Origin of the sequence: Stenotrophomonas sp. PAMC25021, assembly GCF_004795795.1 — a bacterium.
Classification (GTDB): Bacteria; Pseudomonadota; Gammaproteobacteria; order Xanthomonadales; family Xanthomonadaceae; genus Stenotrophomonas; species Stenotrophomonas muris.
Map to the genome: position 1 here is coordinate 133,277 of NZ_CP039255.1, position 19,164 is coordinate 152,440.

General features: G+C 65.9%; 16 protein-coding genes and 2 pseudogenes. 3 read left to right on the forward strand and 15 right to left on the reverse strand.

Translation table 11 applies throughout. The features are described 5' to 3' along the window. Positions 1-219, reverse strand: coding sequence for a DUF2274 domain-containing protein (locus E5790_RS00630; protein ID WP_111206833.1), 219 nt, complete (start codon positions 217-219; stop codon positions 1-3). Then, positions 216-1,454: a TrbI/VirB10 family protein gene (locus E5790_RS00635; RefSeq protein WP_111206835.1), complete on the reverse strand. Its 1,239-nt coding sequence runs from the start codon at positions 1,452-1,454 to the stop codon at positions 216-218. The genes E5790_RS00630 and E5790_RS00635 overlap by 4 nt, the downstream gene beginning before the upstream one ends. Before the next feature lie 140 nt (positions 1,455-1,594). Between E5790_RS00635 and E5790_RS22035 the strand changes: the two are divergent. The 3 genes and pseudogenes from E5790_RS22035 to E5790_RS00650 all read left to right on the forward strand — a co-directional run. Next, positions 1,595-1,744 (forward strand): annotated as a pseudogene (locus E5790_RS22035) (entry exclusion lipoprotein TrbK); the annotation flags it as partial. A gap of 511 nt (positions 1,745-2,255) precedes the next feature. Beyond that, entirely contained in the window at positions 2,256-2,927 is a 672-nt protein-coding gene (locus E5790_RS00645) for a hypothetical protein (protein WP_181454189.1), read from the forward strand. After that, complete coding sequence (locus E5790_RS00650) at positions 2,911-3,135, forward strand: hypothetical protein (RefSeq protein ID WP_111206129.1); 225 nt, start codon at positions 2,911-2,913, stop codon at positions 3,133-3,135. The genes E5790_RS00645 and E5790_RS00650 overlap by 17 nt, the downstream gene beginning before the upstream one ends. A gap of 204 nt (positions 3,136-3,339) precedes the next feature. Here the strand turns inward: E5790_RS00650 and E5790_RS00655 are convergent, their stop codons facing one another. The 13 genes and pseudogenes from E5790_RS00655 to E5790_RS00715 form a co-directional block, all read right to left on the reverse strand. Further along, positions 3,340-4,176: an aminoglycoside phosphotransferase family protein gene (locus E5790_RS00655; protein ID WP_247594923.1), complete on the reverse strand. Its 837-nt coding sequence runs from the start codon at positions 4,174-4,176 to the stop codon at positions 3,340-3,342. Between the two features lie 298 nt (positions 4,177-4,474). Further along, positions 4,475-5,161, reverse strand: coding sequence for a hypothetical protein (locus E5790_RS00660; protein WP_136191666.1), 687 nt, complete (start codon positions 5,159-5,161; stop codon positions 4,475-4,477). A gap of 416 nt (positions 5,162-5,577) precedes the next feature. Continuing rightward, positions 5,578-6,231, reverse strand: a pseudogene (locus E5790_RS00665) (integrase arm-type DNA-binding domain-containing protein); the annotation flags it as partial. Positions 6,232-6,530: 299 nt separating this feature from the next. Further along, positions 6,531-8,096 (reverse strand): glutamine-hydrolyzing GMP synthase, encoded by a 1,566-nt coding sequence (guaA, locus tag E5790_RS00670; protein WP_005413109.1) that lies wholly within the window; start codon positions 8,094-8,096, stop codon positions 6,531-6,533. After that, on the reverse strand, positions 8,093-8,572 hold the full coding sequence (locus tag E5790_RS00675) for a hypothetical protein (protein ID WP_099487872.1): 480 nt from the start codon (positions 8,570-8,572) through the stop codon (positions 8,093-8,095). Before E5790_RS00675 ends, guaA begins: the two co-directional genes overlap by 4 nt. Before the next feature lie 107 nt (positions 8,573-8,679). Next, a complete protein-coding gene (gene guaB, locus E5790_RS00680; RefSeq protein WP_005416248.1) occupies positions 8,680-10,137 on the reverse strand; it encodes an IMP dehydrogenase in 1,458 nt (485 codons plus the stop codon). A gap of 291 nt (positions 10,138-10,428) precedes the next feature. After that, a complete protein-coding gene (gene folD, locus E5790_RS00685; protein WP_005416247.1) occupies positions 10,429-11,307 on the reverse strand; it encodes a bifunctional methylenetetrahydrofolate dehydrogenase/methenyltetrahydrofolate cyclohydrolase FolD in 879 nt (292 codons plus the stop codon). A gap of 177 nt (positions 11,308-11,484) precedes the next feature. Then, complete coding sequence (locus E5790_RS00690; protein ID WP_069117135.1) at positions 11,485-13,317, reverse strand: monovalent cation:proton antiporter-2 (CPA2) family protein; 1,833 nt, start codon at positions 13,315-13,317, stop codon at positions 11,485-11,487. A 297-nt stretch (positions 13,318-13,614) separates the two neighbouring features. Further along, complete coding sequence (moeB, locus tag E5790_RS00695) at positions 13,615-14,751, reverse strand: molybdopterin-synthase adenylyltransferase MoeB (RefSeq protein ID WP_136191667.1); 1,137 nt, start codon at positions 14,749-14,751, stop codon at positions 13,615-13,617. A 202-nt stretch (positions 14,752-14,953) separates the two neighbouring features. Next, the gene (der, locus tag E5790_RS00700; protein ID WP_014646861.1) at positions 14,954-16,351 is read right to left on the reverse strand and encodes a ribosome biogenesis GTPase Der; all 1,398 of its coding nucleotides are present in this window, start codon (positions 16,349-16,351) and stop codon (positions 14,954-14,956) included. 17 nt (positions 16,352-16,368) lie between these two features. Continuing rightward, positions 16,369-17,577 carry an outer membrane protein assembly factor BamB gene (gene bamB / locus E5790_RS00705; protein WP_111206127.1) on the reverse strand — a complete coding sequence of 403 codons (1,209 nt, stop codon included), beginning with the start codon at positions 17,575-17,577 and terminating at the stop codon, positions 16,369-16,371. Further along, entirely contained in the window at positions 17,577-18,215 is a 639-nt protein-coding gene (locus E5790_RS00710) for a tetratricopeptide repeat protein (protein WP_014646859.1), read from the reverse strand. The genes bamB and E5790_RS00710 overlap by 1 nt, the downstream gene beginning before the upstream one ends. 64 nt (positions 18,216-18,279) lie before the next feature. Continuing rightward, complete coding sequence (locus E5790_RS00715) at positions 18,280-19,152, reverse strand: RodZ domain-containing protein (RefSeq protein WP_111206126.1); 873 nt, start codon at positions 19,150-19,152, stop codon at positions 18,280-18,282. Between the last annotated feature and the right edge of the window lie 12 nt (positions 19,153-19,164).

The following is a 19,164-nucleotide window of genomic DNA, read 5'->3' on the forward strand; positions in this document are numbered from 1 at the left end:
CTACAGATTCCGGCGCCTAAATCCCCGGTCCCTCGCCATGAACGCCTCGAGCATCAGCGGAATCAGGACCACAGCGTCCACCGGCTCTCCATAGGTCTGCGCGTGGAGCGCGGCATACCGATCAAGATCCGCCCTCAGGCCACCGGGGCAGACAAAGGTCACCCGCGTGGATTCGAGCTTGGGCAACGGCCCAAGGCGCAACTTCTTGGTGGCGCTCATCGCATCGCTCCCCGATTGAGAAATAGCGGCTGATAAGGACGCAACACCAGATCGCGGGCAACGATGATGCGCACCGGCAAGCCTGGCCGCGCGGTCAGGGTTGGCTGCACGTTCATGTTGCGCCGGGTCATCTCCTGCCCGAGCTGGTTGATGCTGTCCTGTGCGCTGTTCCTGCCGGCGAGCACGACCCGATTGCCGTCCTGGCGGTTCTCGGGAGCTGCCAGCTCGGCGCCGACGCCGAGGACGGTCGTCAGCGCCGCGGTCGACAGAATGCGTCCCCAATGGCGGTCAACGCCGTCTTCGAGCCCGGCGTAGCCCGCAGGGCCGGTTCCCACGAGTCCGTCCAGGGCGAGCGAGGAGGTGTCGGGAAGGATGACCCGATTCCAGACCACCTGTACGCGGCTTTGTCCGTAGCTGACCTGGCTGTTATAGCGGCCAAGGAGACGTGATCCCTGCGGGATCAGCAGGAATTTGCCAGTGGCGGTGTCGTAGACCGGCTCGGTCATCGTTCCGATCACATCGCCCGGCAGATCGGACTGGATGCCCGTTATCAGCGCTGCGGAGATCGCCGTGCCGGCCATCACCTGGTACGGTGAGACAGGCATGCGCAGGTCACCGCTGTTGCGAGTTTCCGTAGACCCGGACTTCAGGAAGGCCGCTTCCTGGTCGTGCTGGTTCTGCACAACGCTCGGATCGACCGGTTGTGCGGAGGTCGACAGCGGGCCGGCCGCCATCGGGTCGAAGACGGAGGTCGACAAGGACGGGATCGCCGCGCCCTCCCCGGACGCCGCTGCTGCAGTCTGGCCCTGCTTGCCGGCATGAAAGAACACCGACGAGGCGGCCGCGGCCTCGGATTCTCTGCGCAAGGTGTCTTCCGGATCCTGACCTGGCGGCGCATAGGTGGGCACTACCGGCTGCTGCGAAGCTACGATGGCGGACCCCAAGTCACCGGGCAGCGGCGGACCCAGCTCCGGCACTTTCGTCGGCAGCTTCGAATAGTCCGAAGGCAGGGTGTCGAGTCCTTCGGATTTGGACACTCGCTCGACGTTGTACAGCTCGGTCAGATGTTCGACGATGCGCCGATGGGGCTGCAAAGCCCACAACGTCGCTGCCAGGACTGCGGCCGACAGGCCGCCCACGAGGAAGACCAGCGTTCGGCGGTTCAGGCGCGTAACGGTACGTGGCTTCGCCCGCAGCGCCAAGGTCTCGGCGCTGACCTTGTCCGACAGGCTCATGGCCCCTTCCCTCGCGTGCCGTCGGTTCAGCGAGGGCGACTGGTAGTCCGCTCGCATCCGCATGTTGTGGTCGAACCCGCCTGCAGCCAGAATCACGCCCCGCCGAGCGACGATGCGGGTCCGCTGTCCATGCCGGTGTCCGATTGAGGCATCTGCGCGACAAGTGCAGGACGGATCGTCCCCACGTGGGCGACGTTCTCTGCAATCGAGTCGGGGCTGCCAACACCAAGATCTTCCTCGGCGACGGCAAGGTGCCCTACACACCACCGAAAGAGCCACCGGCCTTCTGATCGTTGGGGCGGCTCGACCGCAGCCACGTCGACCGGTCGTGCGCCTTGGGCGGGACCGCGGCCACAACCCAGCCGCTCGCATTCCACCCGCGAGCGAGGGCACCTGTTGGAGCGCAGCCCGCCACCGACCAAGCGCACGGGTGGTCCTGGATCGGCGCCCGCAAAGGCATTCCGGAGGCCCTTTTTCCTCCCCGGAGGCCGCCCGCTCCCCCCCCCTCCCTGCCAATCCTCCCCGGCACGGGAGCCGGGAGCACGCCGAGCACCTCGAGCACTGGAGTACCGCGAGCACCACCAAACTGCCCCAACCAATTGAAAAGAAAGGTGTTTGCGCCATCAAGCCTGCGGAATAGTGCGAACTGGACCGGGTTTCGACGCAGCACATCTCGCGGCCTAATGCTTGTTATGGGGAGAGATCATTGCCCCAGTACAGTCTGACTTGCGTCTACTCACGGCTGGCAATCCGGGCATCGGTGGCCTGTAATAGTTCCCAGGCCCCTACCCGTACACAGCGATGACGACGAAGACCAAAATCCGGCTCCCGCGCCCCAAGATGGCCGAACGCGCGGCGGAGCAAATGGCGAAGCATTTCCCGGATTACATCCGCGAACCGCTGTGGAACCGAAAGACCAACGACGGCTACTCCACCATTCCCCGCACGCTTCCCATCGCCATGCAGGCGATCGACATGCAATCGAAGGGCAACGCGGCCGGGCATACCCTGTTCTGCCTCTGGGCGCGCGCACCCGACCATCCGCTCATCGTCATCGAGTCGCCGGCCATGTTCGCGGCAGAAGCGGGCTACACCGGCGAGCGCGCCACCGACACGTGGCGCCGGCGCATGAAGCGTCTGCGCGAGCTGGGCTTCATTCGGACCAAGAAGGGCACCAGCGGCGAGTTCCACTATGTGCTGCTGCTCAATCCCAATGTGGTCCTTGCGCAGCTGGATGAGAAGAACGCCCTGCAGGCCGGCCTGGCGGACCGCTTCGAGGACCGGCTGACCGAGATTGGCGCCAAGCGCGACATTCACGAATACCAGCAGCGCATGGCGGAACTGGACGCCGCCGAGCAGGCCGACGAATCGCCAGACACGCCGGTCACCCCAGGCAAGAAGCCAAAGCGCGCCAAGGGCAAGAACCCGGCCAAGAGCCAAGTGGCGGAGACGGATCATGGCCAACACCCATGAACCGCCGACGCCGCGCAGGAGCCAGGCGCGAGTCCCGCGATCCGGGGAGGCGCCCTACTGTGCCTTCAAGGATGACCGGGCACGCCTGCACGCCCTGATCTCGCGTGACATTCGCATCGTCCTGACCACGCTCGTCCTTGCCCTATCCGGCGTCTTCGGCGCATCGCGCCTGCCGATAGGCGCCTGGCTGGCGGAGCTGTTCAGCTGAGCATCCCGCCGCCCACGGCGCCGGTCCGCAAGACGCTCCAGGGAGCACGCCATTCGGACGCCGCGTCGCGAGCGCGCCAGTGCGCGGCGGACTCGTCGATCGGGCCGGGACGCGCATCGCCACGACCGTGCCACGCCCAGCCTCGTCGACGCGAGCGGTCCGGCAATCCTGGCGGAGACACAGCCCGCATGGGAAGAGGAAGACTCAGGCCCGCGGCCCCTCCACGTCCTGCAAACGCCCGGGCAGCTGTTGCAGCAGCGCGTCCACGGTGACGCGCGTCTTCAACGGCAGGTGCGGCATGCGCTGCCAGACCGCGTGGATCGGATAGACCGGACTGGACGCCGCCGGAAACACCTCCTGCAACTGCCCATCCATCAGCGCATCGCGCACCAGCCAGTACGGCAACCACGCCACACCTAGCCCTGCGACGGCCGCAACCAGCACCCCCTGCATGTCGTCCAGCAGCATCCGCGCCTTCGGCCGGAGCGCATGCGTCCGGCCGTCGACCACCACCTTCCACTCCGCTCCTCGCCCATGCCGGCTGTACGCCACGGCGTCCAACGCCTGTAGCGCCTCGAGGCTCTCCGGCAGGGCTTGCTGCGCCAGGAACGCCGGCGAAGCGCACAGCGCCATGCGGTGCTCCCCCAAGATCGGATGATCCGGATTGCAGAAGAGGTTGGCGTAATCGAATCCCCGTTCGCCCTTCAACCGTTTCGGATCGATGGCGAGCCAACCTCTGTCTCCGAAATCGAGAATGTTCCCGTGGTGTATGTCACCGTGCAGCGGGACCACGTCGCCCGGATCGGCAAGAAGCCTCCGCGCGGTGTCGGCACAACGGGCGAGTATTTCGCCTTCGCGTCCGGCGATCAGCGCCTGAAAACCAGTCAGACAGCGGGATAAGGGTCGGAGGCGCTGCCTCGCGTGGTGCGTGAAGTGTTGCCACGGTTTCGCAGAGGATGCGGCTCGCTTCGTCGTCCTTCCCGTGTTTCGCCATCTCACCCAGTGAGCGAGTGCCTGTCGCCCGTTCAAGACGGATTGCATCGCCCTCGCGCTTAAGAACGCGAGCAGCACCGATCCCGGCCCACCAGATCATAAGGCCAGCGCCCCATTTTTCCTCTCGCTCGATCGCGATCTTCAACATGGCCGGCTTGCGATCGTGAAGAACCGGGAGAAGTCGACTTGAACGCGTGATGATCGGATCACCGTTGGGCAGCAGCGCCCACCGGTCGATGTAGTGAGTGAAATCCTTGTCAGCTGTCATGCTCTGCGTTCGCCTTCTCACAGAGTTCTGTGCAACGGACGGCGTCCGTTTGCTGTCGGCGTGTCGATCGACGCGCCCTTACTGAAGCCGATGCATCTCGCGTCTGACCTCCTGGCACCGTTGCAGCATCGACTCTCCGGATGGAGCCCCGAGCCGAATGCCTTCGCCCGCCAGCAACGGGTAGGTTTCCAGTCGCACGCGATAGGCCGCCTGCGAGGAGTAGCGTACCGCCCGGTCACCGGACGCGAGAGGGGCACCCGGCAAGCCCTCCTCGGTGATGAGGCCGTTTTTGATCTGAAGCTGCGCGCATAGACCCGCGTAGTAAGCGCTTCTTTCGTCGAGCGCTCGAGGATGCCTTGTAGCGTGGCCCAATGCATGAAGGCCCTCGTGCGCCACCAGGTCAACCAGATTCGCGAAGGTCTGATGCGGATCGCCGTAGACGGCTGACGCGAGTGCAAGCGTCCTTCCCGTGGCAAAGCGACCGAGCGATCTTGTCCGCACGCCTGCTGCCGTGCCTTCTTGTGCAAGGAGGATCCGATAGCGGTTTGATGCTGCCGGTATCCATGATTCGGACAAGGCAGCCGCCGCATCGACACGCGTGCAGGCCTCTTCGGCGTCAATTGCAAGCCCATCCGCGATCTGTAGGTTGATGGCCCGCTCCGTGTTCGCGCAGCGGACGAAGTAGGTGGTGCCTACGGCGTTTTTCCCAGGAAGCATGGACGCCGTATGGAAGTAGCGGAAAGGGCCTAGGGGGACGGAAACCACTTCAGTGTATCCGGCGGAGGCAAGCCCTTTCGGGAGTACAGTGGTCGCGCAGCCTGAAAGGCCCATGGCGCCAACCCCGACTAAGAAGAGTGCGATTCTATGCATCCTATCCCCGCATGAAAGCGGGGGCTGATGCCCCCGCTCCAACAACTTAACAGGTACTACATTTCCATGCACAAGTGCGGCGACGGATGTTTGACACAGTCGCGCCCTTCAAATTCAAGATAGTAACTCGCTTTGGTCACGCCCTCCTGCTTGGCTTGACCGGCTATTACCTGAAGTCCGTTTCCATACGCCGAATGGAATGGAGCCAGATCGTACGACAAGGAGTCTCCATTGCCGACGTTGGCATAGATCCATGCATTCACGGCGGAAGGATCCGCGACTCGGATCAATGTGCCCGTTCGAACCCATGCCGATTCCATCTGCCGCGCCATCAGCCGGATCTCCAGAGGCGACAAGGCGCGATCCTTCGGCACGAAGGTCGCAATCGACGCGGCACTGACACCCTAAGCCGGGTTGTCCACCTTCTCACCGTGCAGGATGGCGAAGGCATAGACCTGCTTCACGATGTCGCGGACGTGCACCGCCGTGGCGGGCGCACCGCGCGCCTTCACCTTGTTGCAGAGGGCGCGCAGGTCATCGGCGGTAATCTCGTTGAGCTGCCGGTTCTGGAAGGCCGGCAGGACGTCCCGATCGACGATGCTCTTACGCATCGCCTTGGTGCTGTCGGCCATCCGAGCGCCAGCCAACCACTTCTCGGTCACGTCGCCAAAGGTCTTGGCGGCGGTCAGGCGGCGCTTTTCGCGCTGCTTCTCCAGCGCGGCGGACTTGCCCTGATCGACGGCCTTTTTGGCGTCGATCAGCTTTTCGCGGGCCATCGCCAGCGAAATGCCCGCCGGCCCGTAGCGGCCAATGGTCAGGGTCTCGCGGCGGCCGTTGAGACGGTAGTCGTAGCGGAAGGTGACGGTACCGGTGGGCGATACCGTCACGTACATCCCGCCCCGACCAGAAGCCTTATAAGTCAATGAGTTAGGCTTCAAATCACGCAGCGCGATGTCGGTAAGCATCGAGGTTTTCCTCCTGTTGGTGACGGCTTTTACCGTCAGGGGTCAGGAGACCTGTTGATGCCCGGAAAGCCCCATAAAACAAGCATTCCCGAGAAGACTTTTACCGTCAAAGACGGTAAAAGTCTGAGTAGTGAATGAGAGTGTCTTAATCTGGCCGCGATTTTTACCGTCAGCTCTACCGCCAATCTTTTCTGCTGCTCAGCGATAGTCACCAATAAGTGCCGCAACGAATTTACTTCAGTTTCAACGCGTTACGGCAGTTTTTCGATAGCTGGCGATAGTCCTCGAAAGACCTAAATTCATTCCCACTCAATAGTAGCCGGCGGCTTCCCCGAGATGTCATAAACAACCCGCGACACCCCCCGCAACTCATTGATGATCCGGTTGCTCACCGTCCCCAGGAACTCATACGGCAGATGCGCCCAATGCGCGGTCATGAAATCAATCGTCTCCACGGCCCGCAGCGCAATCACCCACTCATAAGCGCGCGCATCACCCACCACGCCCACCGACTTCACCGGCAGGAACACGGCAAACGCCTGGCTGGTCTTGTCGTACAGGTCCGCCTTGCGCAGCTCATCAATGAAGATGGCATCGGCCTTGGCCAGCAGCTCGGCGTATTCGCGCTTCACTTCGCCCAGGATACGCACGCCCAGGCCCGGGCCCGGGAACGGATGGCGGTAGACCATGGTGCGCGGCAGGCCCAGTTCAACACCCAGGCGGCGCACTTCGTCCTTGAACAGCTCGCGCAGCGGCTCCACCAGGCCCAGCTTCATGTGCTCCGGCAGGCCGCCCACGTTGTGGTGGCTCTTGATCACATGCGCCTTGCCGGTCTTGCTGCCGGCCGACTCGATCACGTCCGGGTAGATGGTGCCCTGCGCCAGCCACTTGGCGTTCTTCAGCTTGTTCGACTCTTCGTCGAAGATCTCAACGAAAAGGTTGCCGATGATCTTGCGCTTGGCTTCCGGGTCGCTCACGCCTTCCAGCGCGGCGAAGTAACGGTCGGCGGCATTCACGCGCACCACCTTTACGCCCATGTGCTCGGCGAACATCGCCATCACCTGGTCGCCTTCCTGCCAGCGCAGCAGGCCGGTATCCACGAACACGCAGGTCAGCTTCTCGCCGATGGCCTTGTGCAGCAGTGCGGCCACCACGGACGAGTCAACGCCGCCGGACAGGCCCAGGATCACTTCGTCATCGCCCACCTGTTCGCGCACGCGGGCGATCTGGTCGTCGATGATGTTGGCGGCGGTCCACAGGGTCTGGCAGCCGCACACGTCCACCACGAAGCGGCGCAGCAGCGCCTGGCCCTGCAGGGTGTGGGTCACTTCCGGGTGGAACTGCACGCCGTACCAGCGCTTCTCTTCGTTGGCCATGGCGGCCACCGGAATGCGGTCGGTGGTGGCAGTGATGGTGAAGCCCGGCGGTGCAACGGAGACATGGTCGCCGTGGCTCATCCAGACATTCAGCTTCGGCTCGCCGCCGTGGTCGCTCAGGCCCTTGAACAGCGCATCCGGGTTGATCACGTTCACTTCGGCATGGCCGAATTCGCGCTGATCCGCCGCTTCGGTCGCGCCGCCCAGCTGCGCGGCCAGGGTCTGCATGCCGTAGCAGATGCCGAAGATCGGCAGGCCACTGTCGAACACTTCCTGCGGTGCGGCCGGCGCACCCGGCAGCGTGGTCGATTCCGGGCCACCGGACAGGATGATGCCCTTGGCGCCGAACGCGGCGATCTCGGCCGGGTTGTGGTCCCACGCCCAGATTTCGCAGTAGACGCCCAGCTCGCGGATGCGGCGGGCGATCAGCTGCGTGTACTGCGCGCCGAAATCGAGGATGAGGATCTTGTCGTTATGGATGTTGGTCATGGTGCCGTTCCAGTGGTGTTTTTCGCAGCGCCCGGCGCTTCAAGGCTCTGCGTCAGCGTGGCGATGAACGCCTCGCGTTGTTGAATATGTGAGGGGTCTTCCTCGTCCCAGCGCAGCATCAGCAGGCTGTGCGGCGCGTTGGGGTTGGCCCGGTCGGCGCGCGGCAGTTCGGCGATTTCCTGCACTTCGGTGCCGGGCACGATGCGCCGTTGCATGGCGTGCATCGGGTAACCGGAATCCACGGCGTTGCCCCAGAACGCGGACTGCGCGCTCATCCGTTTCGGCTCCAGCGGCCCCAGCTCGGCGATGACCACGGGATCTTCAAGCCTGTCACCCAGATCGGTAACGCACCGCAGGATGACCTGCAGCGGGCGCTCGCCGGTACCTTTCAGCAGCCAGCGCTGTTCGCCTGCGGGCTGCACCTGCCAGCCCTTCGGCAGCGAGAACGCGTTCTGGCAGGCCTGCACGTCCTGCAATTGCGAAACCGCCGCGCCCGGAGACCCGGAGCGCGGCGGCGGTTCGGACAACGAACAGCCTGCCATCAGCAGGCTGCCCGTAATCGCAAGAGCAGTTCGCAAGCGCATCAGGCGCGGTAGTTCGGCGGCTCTTTGGTGATCGTCACGTCGTGGACGTGGCTCTCACGCTGGCCGGCGCCGCTGATCTTCACGAACTTGGGCTTGCTGCGCATGTCTTCGATGGTGGCGCAGCCCACGTAGCCCATGGTGGCGCGCAGGCCGCCCATCAGCTGGTGGATGATGCCGCCCACCGGGCCGCGGTACGGCACGCGGCCTTCGATGCCTTCCGGCACCAGCTTGTCGGCGGTGGCGGCGTCCTGGAAGTAGCGGTCCTTCGACCCCTTCTCCATGGCAGCCAGCGAACCCATGCCGCGGTAGCTCTTGTACGAACGGCCCTGGTACAGCTCGGTCTCGCCCGGCGATTCCTCGGTACCGGCCAGCAGGCCGCCGACCATGATGGTCGAGGCACCGGCGGCCAGCGCCTTGCCGATGTCGCCCGAGTAGCGGATGCCACCGTCGGCGATCAGCGGGATGCGGTCCTGCAGGGCTTCAGCCACCAGATCGATCGCGGTGACCTGCGGCACGCCGACGCCGGCGACGACGCGGGTGGTGCAGATCGAGCCCGGGCCGATGCCGACCTTCACTGCGTCCGCGCCGCTGTCCAGCAGCGCCAGTGCGGCTTCGCCGGTGCAGATGTTGCCACCGATGACCTGCACGTTCGGGAAGTTCTTCTTGACCCAGCTGACGCGGTCCAGCACGCCCTGCGAGTGGCCGTGCGCGGTATCGACCACGATCACGTCCACGCCGGCGGCGACCAGCGCTTCCACGCGGCGATCGGTATCGCCACCCACGCCGACGGCAGCGCCGACCAGCAGGCGGGTCGACAGATCCTTGGCAGCGTTCGGGAAGTCGGTGTTCTTCTGGATGTCCTTGACGGTGATCAGGCCACGCAGTTCGAACGAATCATTGACCACCAGCACCTTTTCGATGCGGTTGCGGTGCAGCAGCTGCAGCACTTCATCAGACGCGGCGCCTTCCTTGACCGTGATCAGGCGATCCTTCTTGGTCATGATGTGGCGGACCGGGTCGTCCAGCTCGGTCTCGAAGCGCATGTCGCGGTGGGTCACGATGCCGGCCAGCTGGCCGTCGCTGCCCACCACCGGCACGCCGGAGATGTTGTGCGCCTGGGTCAGGGCCAGCACGTCGCGGATGGTGGTTTCCGGGCCGACGGTGATCGGGTCGCGGATGACACCGGCCTCGAACTTCTTGACCTTGGCCACTTCCGCGGCCTGCTGTTCCAAGCTGAGATTCTTGTGGATGATGCCCATGCCGCCGAGCTGGGCCATGGCGATGGCCAGGCGGGCTTCGGTGACGGTGTCCATCGCGGCGGACAGGATCGGAAGCTTCAGCTTCAGGTCTCGGGTCAACCGCGTTTCGAGGTTGACGTCCTTGGGCAGGATGGTCGAGTGGGCGGGGACGAGCGAGACGTCGTCGTAAGTGAGTGCTTCAGCCTGGATGCGCAGCATCGGCATACCCGAGATGTGGGGAAGCGCGACATTTTACCCCTTTTCCGCGCCGCGTGGCAGGGGGTAGATGCGACGCAGTGTCGCGCCGGCGGCGATTGGTTCAGGGCGACGGACCGGGGCCACGCGCCGCCTGGGAACCCCCACGGAACCGCCTTTGGTAGGTGCCAACCTTGGTTGGCACGATCCGTCCGACACCGGCACCCCAGATGGGCCGATGGCCCCGATGGATGTGTGCCAACCAAGGTTGGCACCTACCAGGAGCAGGCCAACGGTTGCCCCCACCCCAAAAGGTCAGCTCAGCGCTTCCGCCGCTTCCAGGGTGTTCTGCATCAACGTGGCCACGGTCATCGGGCCCACGCCACCCGGCACCGGGGTGATCCAGCTCGCCCGCTGGGCAGCCGCCTCAAACCCGACATCGCCCACCAGGCGGCCGTCATCCAAGCGGTTGATGCCGACGTCGATCACCACCGCGCCCGGCTTCACCCACTCGCCCGGCACGATGCCGGGGCGGCCTACCGCCACCACCAGGATGTCGGCGTTGCGCACGGCCTGTTCCAGCACGTCCTTGGGGGTGAACTTGTGGCAGCTGGTCACGGTGCAGCCGGCAATCAGCAGCTCCAGGCCCATCGGGCGGCCGACGTGGTTGCTCACGCCAACGATGGTGGCGTTGCGGCCGCGCACCGGCTGGTCGGTGTGGCCCAGCAGCGTGGTGATGCCGCGCGGGGTGCACGGGCGCAGGCCGAACTCGCGCAGGGCCAGGTGGCCGACGTTTTCCGGGTGGAAGCCGTCCACGTCCTTGCGCGGGTCGATGCGCTGGATCAGCCGGCGCGCGTCGGGGATGCCCGGCAGCGGCAGCTGGATCAGGATGCCGTTGATCTTCGGGTCGGCGTTGAGCTGGTCGATCAGGTCGAGCAGCTCGGCTTCGGTGGTACCGGCCGGCAGGTCGTAGTCATGTGCTTCGATGCCGACCTTCTCGGCGGCACGGCGCTTGTTGCGCACGTACACGGTCGAGGCCGGGTCGCCACCGACCAGCACCACGGCCAGACCCGGGCGGCTGCCACCGGCGGCCACGCGGGCGTCGACGCGCACCTTCAGGCTGTCGAGCAGGTCCTCAGCGATGCGGCGGCCATCGAGGATGCGGGCAGGATGCGGGGCGGCGGAATCAGTCATCGGGAGCAGGCGTGGGGCGGCGGGGACGCTATTGTCCCTGATTCAGGCCCCCTCGCCCACCGCAGGATGGGGTCCTGGCGGGGTCGGATCCCTTTGCCACAGGCAAAGGGCTCTGACCCCAGCACGACGTAGCGGGTCAGAGCCCTTTCCGCTGGAAAGGGATCCGACCCGCAAACCTCATTCTTCCTCTTCCGGCACGTCCTGCGGGTTCAACGTCTTGCTTGCCCGCTTCGGCGCGGTGAACGGCGTCGGCGTCGGCACGCCCTGGGCTGAATTGCCGAACACCATCTTGGCGCCGGCATTCAAGCCACCACCGGCAATCTCCAGCTCGAAACGCTCGGCATCGCGGCGACGGATCTGCTCGGCAATCTCCACCGCGTCGTCTTCATCCGCACCCAGTTCCACCAGCGCGGCCTGGCCGAACAACACCGCCGATTCAAACGTCTCGCGGATCTGGAAATCGACGCCGGCATGGATCAGCCGCAGCGAATGTTCGCGGTCGAACGAGCGCACCATCAGCTTGGCCTGCGGGAACTCGTGCGACACCAGTTCGACGATGCGGTCGGCGGCCTCGGCCTTGTCCACGCACACCGCAATCGCACGCGCGGTGGCCGCGCCCGAGGCATGAAGCACGTCCAGTCGCGTACCGTCGCCGTAATAGATCTTGAAACCGAAACGCGCGGCGCTCTGGATCATCTCCACATCGTTGTCGATGATGGTCACGTCCACGTCGCGCGCCAGCAGCGACTGGCTGGCGACCTGGCCGAAGCGGCCGAAGCCGATCAGCAGCACACTGCCGGACAGACCCTCGGCCTCGTCCACGCCGTCCATGTTCACCGTCGGCTTCGGCGCGATGCGCTTGTAGACCAGCACCACCAGCGGGGTCAGCGCCATCGACAACACCACCACGGCGGTGAAGTTGGCATTGATCTCCAGGTTGATCACACCGGCCGATGCCGCGGCAGAGAACAGCACGAAGGCGAACTCGCCGCCCTGCGCCATCAGCACGCCGCGGTCCAGCGCCTGCGCGTGGTCGCTACCCATGATGCGCGCCACCACGTAGATGCACAGCGCCTTGGCGACCATCAACGCCAGCACCAGGCCGAGGATCAGCTGCCAGTTGCCAGCCACCACGCCCAGGTCCAGCGCCATGCCCACGCTGAGGAAGAACAGGCCCAGCAGGATGCCGCGGAACGGTTCGATGTCCGCCTCGATCTGGTGGCGGAAGGTCGACTCGCTCAGAAGCACGCCCGCGAGGAACGCGCCCATCGCCATCGACAGGCCGGACAGCTGCATCAGCAGCGCCGCGCCCAGCACCACCAACAATGCGGCGGCGGTCATCACCTCGCGCGCCTTCGATTCGGCCAGCACGCGGAACAGCGGATTGAGCAGGAAGCGGCCGACCAGCACCAGGCCGACGATGGCGCCGACCCCGATCGCCACTGACAGCCAGCGCGAACCCTCGCCATCGGCACTGCCCGCGCTCGGGCCCATCCACGCCACCAGCGCCAGCAGCGGCACGATCAGCAGATCTTCGAACAGCAGGATGGAGACGATCTTCTGCCCCGACGGCAGCGCGATGTCACCGCGCTCGGCCAGCAGCTGCATCACCACTGCGGTGGAGGTCAGCACAAAGCCGGTGGCACCGATGAAGGCCACCTGCCACGGCAACCCGAACAGCTTGGCGATGCTGGTCAGCACCAGCGCACAGGTGACAATCTGCAGCGTGCCCAGCCCGAAGATTTCCTTGCGCAGGCTCCACAGGTGCGAGGGCCGCATCTCCAGGCCGATCACGAACAGGAACATCACCACGCCGAGCTCGGCGGTATGCAGGATCGCCTGCGGGTCGGAGAACCAGCCCAGCCCGAACGGTCCGATCGCCAGGCCAGCGGCGAAGTAGCCCAGCACCGAGCCCAGGCCGGCCCGGCGGAACAAGGGCACCATCACCACCGCCGCGCCCAACAGGGCGACGACCTTGACCAGCTCGCTGGTCGCTGCTTCTACCGCCATGCGGTGCTTTCCCCAAGATCCAGAATCGCGTTCAACAATAGAGCAATGCCGATGACGGCAATAGCACGCATGTTGCGCCGGATTGTCTTGGAGATGGAACGATACCGGGAGTGACCCCCAGCATCATCCCGAAACCATGCATCCGCGTCGGTGGGTGCCAAGCTTGGTTGGCACAACCACAACCTGTAGAGCCGAGCCCACGCTCGGCTGCTCTTCGTGCCGAGGCCAGAAGCAGCCGAGCACGGGCTCGGCTCTACAGTAGATCCACGCCATGCGCGGATGACGCCCCGGCCAGCCTCACCCACCCCGGCAGAACGCGGCGTAATCGATATATCCCGGGAACGGCACGCCCGGCGCGCACACCGGGCAATGCGGGTCCGGCCGGATGCCGGTCTCGCGGAAGCGCATGCCCAGCGCGTCGAAGCGCAGCAGTCGGCCGACCAGCGGCTCGCCGATGCCCAGCAGCAGCTTCAGCACTTCGGTGGCCTGCAGCACACCAGCCAATCCCGGCAGCACACCCAGCACACCGGCCTCGGAGCAGTTCGGCGCGAACTCCGGCGGCGGTGGCTCCGGGAACAGGCAGCGGTAGCACGGCGCCACGCCGCGCTGGCGGCCAGCGTCAAACACGCTTACCTGGCCGTCAAAGCGCTCGATGGCGGCATACACCAGCGGCGTGGCGTGCTTGATGCAGGCGTCGTTGAGCAGGTAGCGCAGCGGGAAGTTGTCCGAGCCATCCAGCACCACATCCACCCCGGCCAGCAGCGCATCCACATTCTCGGACGTGACCCGCTCAGGCACCGCCTCGACGTCGATCGACGGGTTCAACGCCAGCAGCCGCTCGCGCGCCGAATCGACCTTGAACTGGCCGACGCTGGCTTCGGTATGCACGATCTGCCGGTGCAGGTTGCTGCGCTCCACGCGGTCGTGGTCGGCAAAACGCAGGTGCCCTACCCCGGCGGCGGCCAGGTAGAACCCAGCCGGTGCGCCCAGCCCACCCGCGCCCAGCACCAGCACGCGCGACTGCTGCAGCCGGCGCTGGCCGGCCTCGCCCACCTGTGGCAGCAGCAGGTGGCGCGAATAGCGATCGTAGAAGTCGCGGTCGGCGGCGCTGGCCAGCGGCTGCACCAGCGGCAGCGACTGCTCGCGCCAGGCCACGGTGCCGCCGGTCACGGAAGCGACGCGGGTGTAGCCGGCCTCCAGCAGGAACTGCGCGGCGTCGGCCGAGCGCTTGCCGCTCTGGCAGATCAGCAGGATCTCCTGGTCGTGCCGCGGCAGGTGTGCGGCCGGGTCGGCCTGCAGCTCGCCCTTGGCCACGCCGCGCGCGCCCTCGGCCATGCCGCCGGCCCGTTCGTGTGCCTCGCGCACATCGATCAGCACCGCGCCATGGGCCAGGCGCTCGCGTGCCTGCGCGGGGGAAAGCTCTTGGATGCTCATGGCGGCATTATCGCGCACGTGGCGGCAGGCCGCCTTGACCAGCATCTGTAGAGCCGAGCCTATGCTCGGCTCTACGGGTCCACCGCAGGCCTGCGGTAGCGCCCGCCCTGCACCCGGGGTCAGATCCCTTTTCCGGAGGAAATGGGATCTGACCCGATTCTCCGCAACGAAAAAGGCGGCCCTGCGGCCGCCTTCTCGTGAATCACTTGCCCTTGACGTGCTTCATCAAGCGCCGCTTGGCCTTGACCTGCCGCTCGGTGAGGACGTTCTTCTTGCCCTCGTACGGGTTGGTACCCTCGCGGAAGATGAAGCTCACCGGCGTGCCGATCAGCTTGAAGCGCTTGCGGAAGAAGTTCTCCAGGTAGCGCTTGTACGACTCCTGCAGCTCCTTCAGGCGCGTGCCGTGCACGATGAAGGTCGGCGGGTTGGAACCGGCCGGGTGCACGTAACGCAGCTTGGAGACGTGGCCGCGGATGGTCGGCGGCGGGTTGGTCTCGTAGGCCACTTCCAGCGCCTTGTTCACTTCGCTGGTGGTGAAGGTCTTGTTCGCCGATTCGTGCGCGCGGTGCACCGCGCGGAACAGCTCACGCAGGCCCGAACCATGCTTGGCCGAGATGCGCACCGACTCGGCCCACGGCACGAAGCCCAGCTTCAGCGACAGCATGGTTTCGGCCTGCTCACGCTGGTACTCGGTCAGGCCATCCCACTTGTTGATGGCGATCACCAGTGCGCGGCCGGCGTCGAGCACGGCACCGAGCACGGTGGCGTCCTGGTCGGTCACGCCTTCGGTGGCGTCGAGCATCAGCACGGCCACCTGGCACTGCTCGATCGACTGCATGGTCTTGACCACCGAGAACTTCTCGACGACCTCGTCCACGCGCGACCGACGGCGCAGGCCGGCGGTATCGATCAGGCGGTACTCGCGGCCGTCACGCTCCAGGTCCACCGCGATCGAGTCGCGGGTGGTGCCCGGCACGTCGGAGGCGATCATGCGCTCCTCGCCGAGGATGCGATTGACCAGGGTCGACTTGCCCACGTTCGGGCGGCCGACGAAGGCGATGCGGATGCGGTTCGGATCGTTGTCCAGCTCTTCGCCGCTGCCTTCTTCCGGCAGGCGCTGGATCACTTCGTCCAGCAGGTCGTCCAGGCCCTGGCGATGCGCGGCCGACACGGTCAGCATCTCGCCGAAGCCGTAGCGGGCGAACTCCGAACGCACGGTGTCCTCGTCTGTGCCGTCGATCTTGTTGATCAGCAGCAGCGTCGGGCGCGACAGCTTGCGCAGCCAGGCCAGGATCTCGTCGTCCATCGCCGAGGTGCCCTCACGGGCGTCGACCACGAACAGGATCAGGTCGGCTTCCGCTGCAGCGGCGCGGGCCTGGCGGGTGGTAGCCCCTGCCAGCCCCTCTTCCTCTTCCGCGATACCGCCGGTGTCGACGACAAGGAAATGATTGTCCTCGTCCAGACGGCAGACACCGTAGTTGCGGTCGCGGGTGACGCCGGGCTGGTCATGGACCAGCGCGTCACGGGTGCGCGTAAGCGCATTGAAAATAGTCGACTTGCCGACATTCGGCCGTCCAACCAGGGCGACCAAAGGCAGCATCGCGATTACTCCAATTTTTAATTTGCCAACCGGAAGGCGGTCAGCTTGCCATCAACGTTCTGCACCAGCAGCACCCCGTCTGCGACGACCGGCTGGGCCAGCAGGGCGTCGCCGCCACTTTTTGCCCGTGCCGCCATCGCACCATCGGACGCCTGCAACCAGTGCACGTATCCCTTGTAGTCGCCGACCACCACGTAGTCGCCGTGCAGCGCCGGGCCGGTCAGCGATCGACGGGCCAGCGCGGTCTGCGACCACATGGCCGCGCCGCTGGCCTTGTCCAGGCCGAACACGCCGCCCTTGTTGTCGGTGACGAACACATTGCCCGACGACACCGCCACGCCACCGGCACCGCCATGGTCGCGCGCCCACAGCGGGCGACCGGTCGGGCCTTCGATGGCCATGGTCTGGTTCTTGAAGCTGCTCACGTAGAGGGTGTTGCCCTCCAGCACCGGAGCGCCGTCGACGTCGGCCATGCGCTCCAGCTCGGTGCGGCCTTCGCCGTTGCCGAGGTTCTGTTCCCACAGCGTGCGGCCATCCTGCTGGGCCAGAGCGGCAACCGCGCCCTCGTCCTTGCCGATGAACAGCACGCCCGGGCCGGTCACCACCGGCGCGTTGCCACGCACGGTCAGCGCCGGCAGCTCGCTCGGGTTGAACCACTTCTGGGTGCCGTTGCCGGCATCGAAGCCGGTAACGCGGCCGTCGTTGCTGCGCACGTAGACCATGCCCTGGGCAACGGCCGGCGCGGCGATGACTTCACCCGGAACACGGGCGCGCCACTTCTCGCTGCCATCGTTGATATCCAGCGCGATGACCTGGCCATCCAGCGTGCCGATCACGACCAGGTTCTCACCGACACCCGGGCCGCCGGACAGGCGCAGCTTGGCCTTCTTCTTTTCCTTCTTCGGCTCCCAGGTCCAGACCTTCTTGCCGGTCTGCAGGTCGATGGCGTGCACGCCACCGGTGATCGCGGCAGCAAACACGTGGCCGTTGGCGACCGCCGGGCCCTGGCGCACGCCGATGCGGCGCTCGCCCTTGCCGAGGTTGACCGACCAGACCTTGCTGACCTTCACGGTCGGCTCGAACTTGACCAGCTCAGCCGGTTCCTGTGCCTTCTTCGCGGCCGCGTCCTTGCCGGCGAACCAGCCCTTCATGGTGCTGCAGCCGGTCAGGGCCATGCCCATCAGGAGCACGGTGGCGACGCGGGTGATCATGACCTTCTGACTCATCAAACCGACTCCGCAGGGGCGGCGACGGTGCCGCCGGCGTCCATAACCTTGGTTTCCAGCAGGCGCCGCTGCGGCGCTGCCACGTCCAGCGTCTTCAGCGCCTTCTCGTACTGTGCACGGGCCTCATCACGCTTGCCCTGCGCCATCAGCGCATCGCCATGGATTTCCAGGCTGCTGCTGTCGGTCGCGCTGCCCAGCAGCTTGATGGCCTCGTCGCTCTTGCCGGTGGCCACCAGCAGGCGGGCCACACGCTGGTCGACCACGCGCTGCAGGTCACCTTCGACCTTCACATTGCGCAGGGTTGCCAGTGCCTCTTCATTCTTGCCGGCGTCGACCTGGGCCTTGGCCAGCTGCAGCGCCGCGAGGTCGCCGTAGATGCTGGACGGGCCGGCTTCGAGCGCCTTGACCGCCTTGGCGGCGTCGTCAAGCTTGTTCTGCTGCAGGCCCTGCAGGGCCTTCTGGTACTCGACATTGGCCGAGGCCAGCTTGCCGCCCTGATCCTTCTGGTACCACTGCCAGCCAGCAATGGCACCGATGGCGATGACTACGCCACCGAGGATGCTGGCGCCATTCTTCCGCAGCCAGCTGCGGACGCGTTCACTTTGTTCGTGCTCGTCGAGCAGATCGTCGATCGCCATGCGTACTCTCGCCCCGCCCGTCGGGTGGGACCATTGGGATTATCGAAGGTGGTGAAACCGCGCCTCAGTGCGAAACCGGGACAACGGAGCCTTCAGAGGATACCTGAAAGCGTGCCACGTTGGCTCGCTGGTAGGGGGTCAGATCGACGATAGCGCCGTTCTGCTGAACCTGGACCGCCGAGGCGTTGCCCAGGGTCACCCGGGTCACCTGGCCCGGCGTGAAGCTGCGGGTCTCGCCGGACCTGATCAGCGCCTTCTCGACGGTGCTGCCGTCCGGCCCCCCGATGTCGACCCAGCTGTCGCCGCTGAACTGCATTTCCAGCGCGTTGCCGGCAGCCGCCGGAGCCGGCGCCGGGCGCGGCACCGGGGCCAGCGAGGCCACGTACGGGGTGGCCGCCGGCTTGCCGGCCGGGGCGGTGGCCGCTTCGGCCGGCGGGACAGCCTCGGCACCGGCCGTGGACGGGGTGACCGGCACGGCGGCCGGGATCACATCCAGCGAGGCGGTGCTCGGCGACGGGGTCGCGCTGCCGTCGAAGTGGCCACGGGTGGCGAACCACACCGGCACCGCCAGCACCGCGGTGATGCCGACATACAGCACGCGGCGACCGAGGTTCTCGGCGATGCGGCGCGCACGCGGGGTATGGGTATGGCTGACCAGGGTGGGCGGAACCACCGGGCCGACCTGGGCCTGTTCCAGCAGCTGGCCGACATCCACGTCGAGCAGGCGCGCATAGCTGCGCAGCTGGCCACGCACGAACACCGGCGCCCCCAGCTTCTGCCATTGTTCCTCTTCCAGCGACTTGACCACCTGGACCGGCATGCGCAGGCGCGAGCCGACATCTTCGAGGGTCAGTCCGGCCGCTTCGCGGGCCTGGCGCAGGCGGGTGCCGCAGCCGGCCGCAGTCTCGAGAGCGCTCACAGTCTGGTCATCAATCACAATGCATCAACC

What these genes read in the sequence shown, in the direction of transcription:
- E5790_RS00630 (WP_111206833.1), bottom strand. Translation starts at nt 219, where the DNA reads ATGAGCGCCACCAAGAAGTTGCGCCTTGGGCCGTTGCCCAAGCTCGAA.
- E5790_RS00635 (WP_111206835.1), bottom strand. Translation starts at nt 1,454, where the DNA reads ATGAGCCTGTCGGACAAGGTCAGCGCCGAGACCTTGGCGCTGCGGGCG.
- E5790_RS00645 (WP_181454189.1), top strand. Translation starts at nt 2,256, where the DNA reads ATGACGACGAAGACCAAAATCCGGCTCCCGCGCCCCAAGATGGCCGAA.
- E5790_RS00650 (WP_111206129.1), top strand. Translation starts at nt 2,911, where the DNA reads ATGGCCAACACCCATGAACCGCCGACGCCGCGCAGGAGCCAGGCGCGA.
- E5790_RS00655 (WP_247594923.1), bottom strand. Translation starts at nt 4,176, where the DNA reads ATGCAATCCGTCTTGAACGGGCGACAGGCACTCGCTCACTGGGTGAGA.
- guaA (WP_005413109.1), bottom strand. Translation starts at nt 8,096, where the DNA reads ATGACCAACATCCATAACGACAAGATCCTCATCCTCGATTTCGGCGCG.
- guaB (WP_005416248.1), bottom strand. Translation starts at nt 10,137, where the DNA reads ATGCTGCGCATCCAGGCTGAAGCACTCACTTACGACGACGTCTCGCTC.
- folD (WP_005416247.1), bottom strand. Translation starts at nt 11,307, where the DNA reads ATGACTGATTCCGCCGCCCCGCATCCTGCCCGCATCCTCGATGGCCGC.
- E5790_RS00690 (WP_069117135.1), bottom strand. Translation starts at nt 13,317, where the DNA reads ATGGCGGTAGAAGCAGCGACCAGCGAGCTGGTCAAGGTCGTCGCCCTG.
- moeB (WP_136191667.1), bottom strand. Translation starts at nt 14,751, where the DNA reads ATGAGCATCCAAGAGCTTTCCCCCGCGCAGGCACGCGAGCGCCTGGCC.
- der (WP_014646861.1), bottom strand. Translation starts at nt 16,351, where the DNA reads ATGCTGCCTTTGGTCGCCCTGGTTGGACGGCCGAATGTCGGCAAGTCG.
- bamB (WP_111206127.1), bottom strand. Translation starts at nt 17,577, where the DNA reads ATGAGTCAGAAGGTCATGATCACCCGCGTCGCCACCGTGCTCCTGATG.
- E5790_RS00710 (WP_014646859.1), bottom strand. Translation starts at nt 18,215, where the DNA reads ATGGCGATCGACGATCTGCTCGACGAGCACGAACAAAGTGAACGCGTC.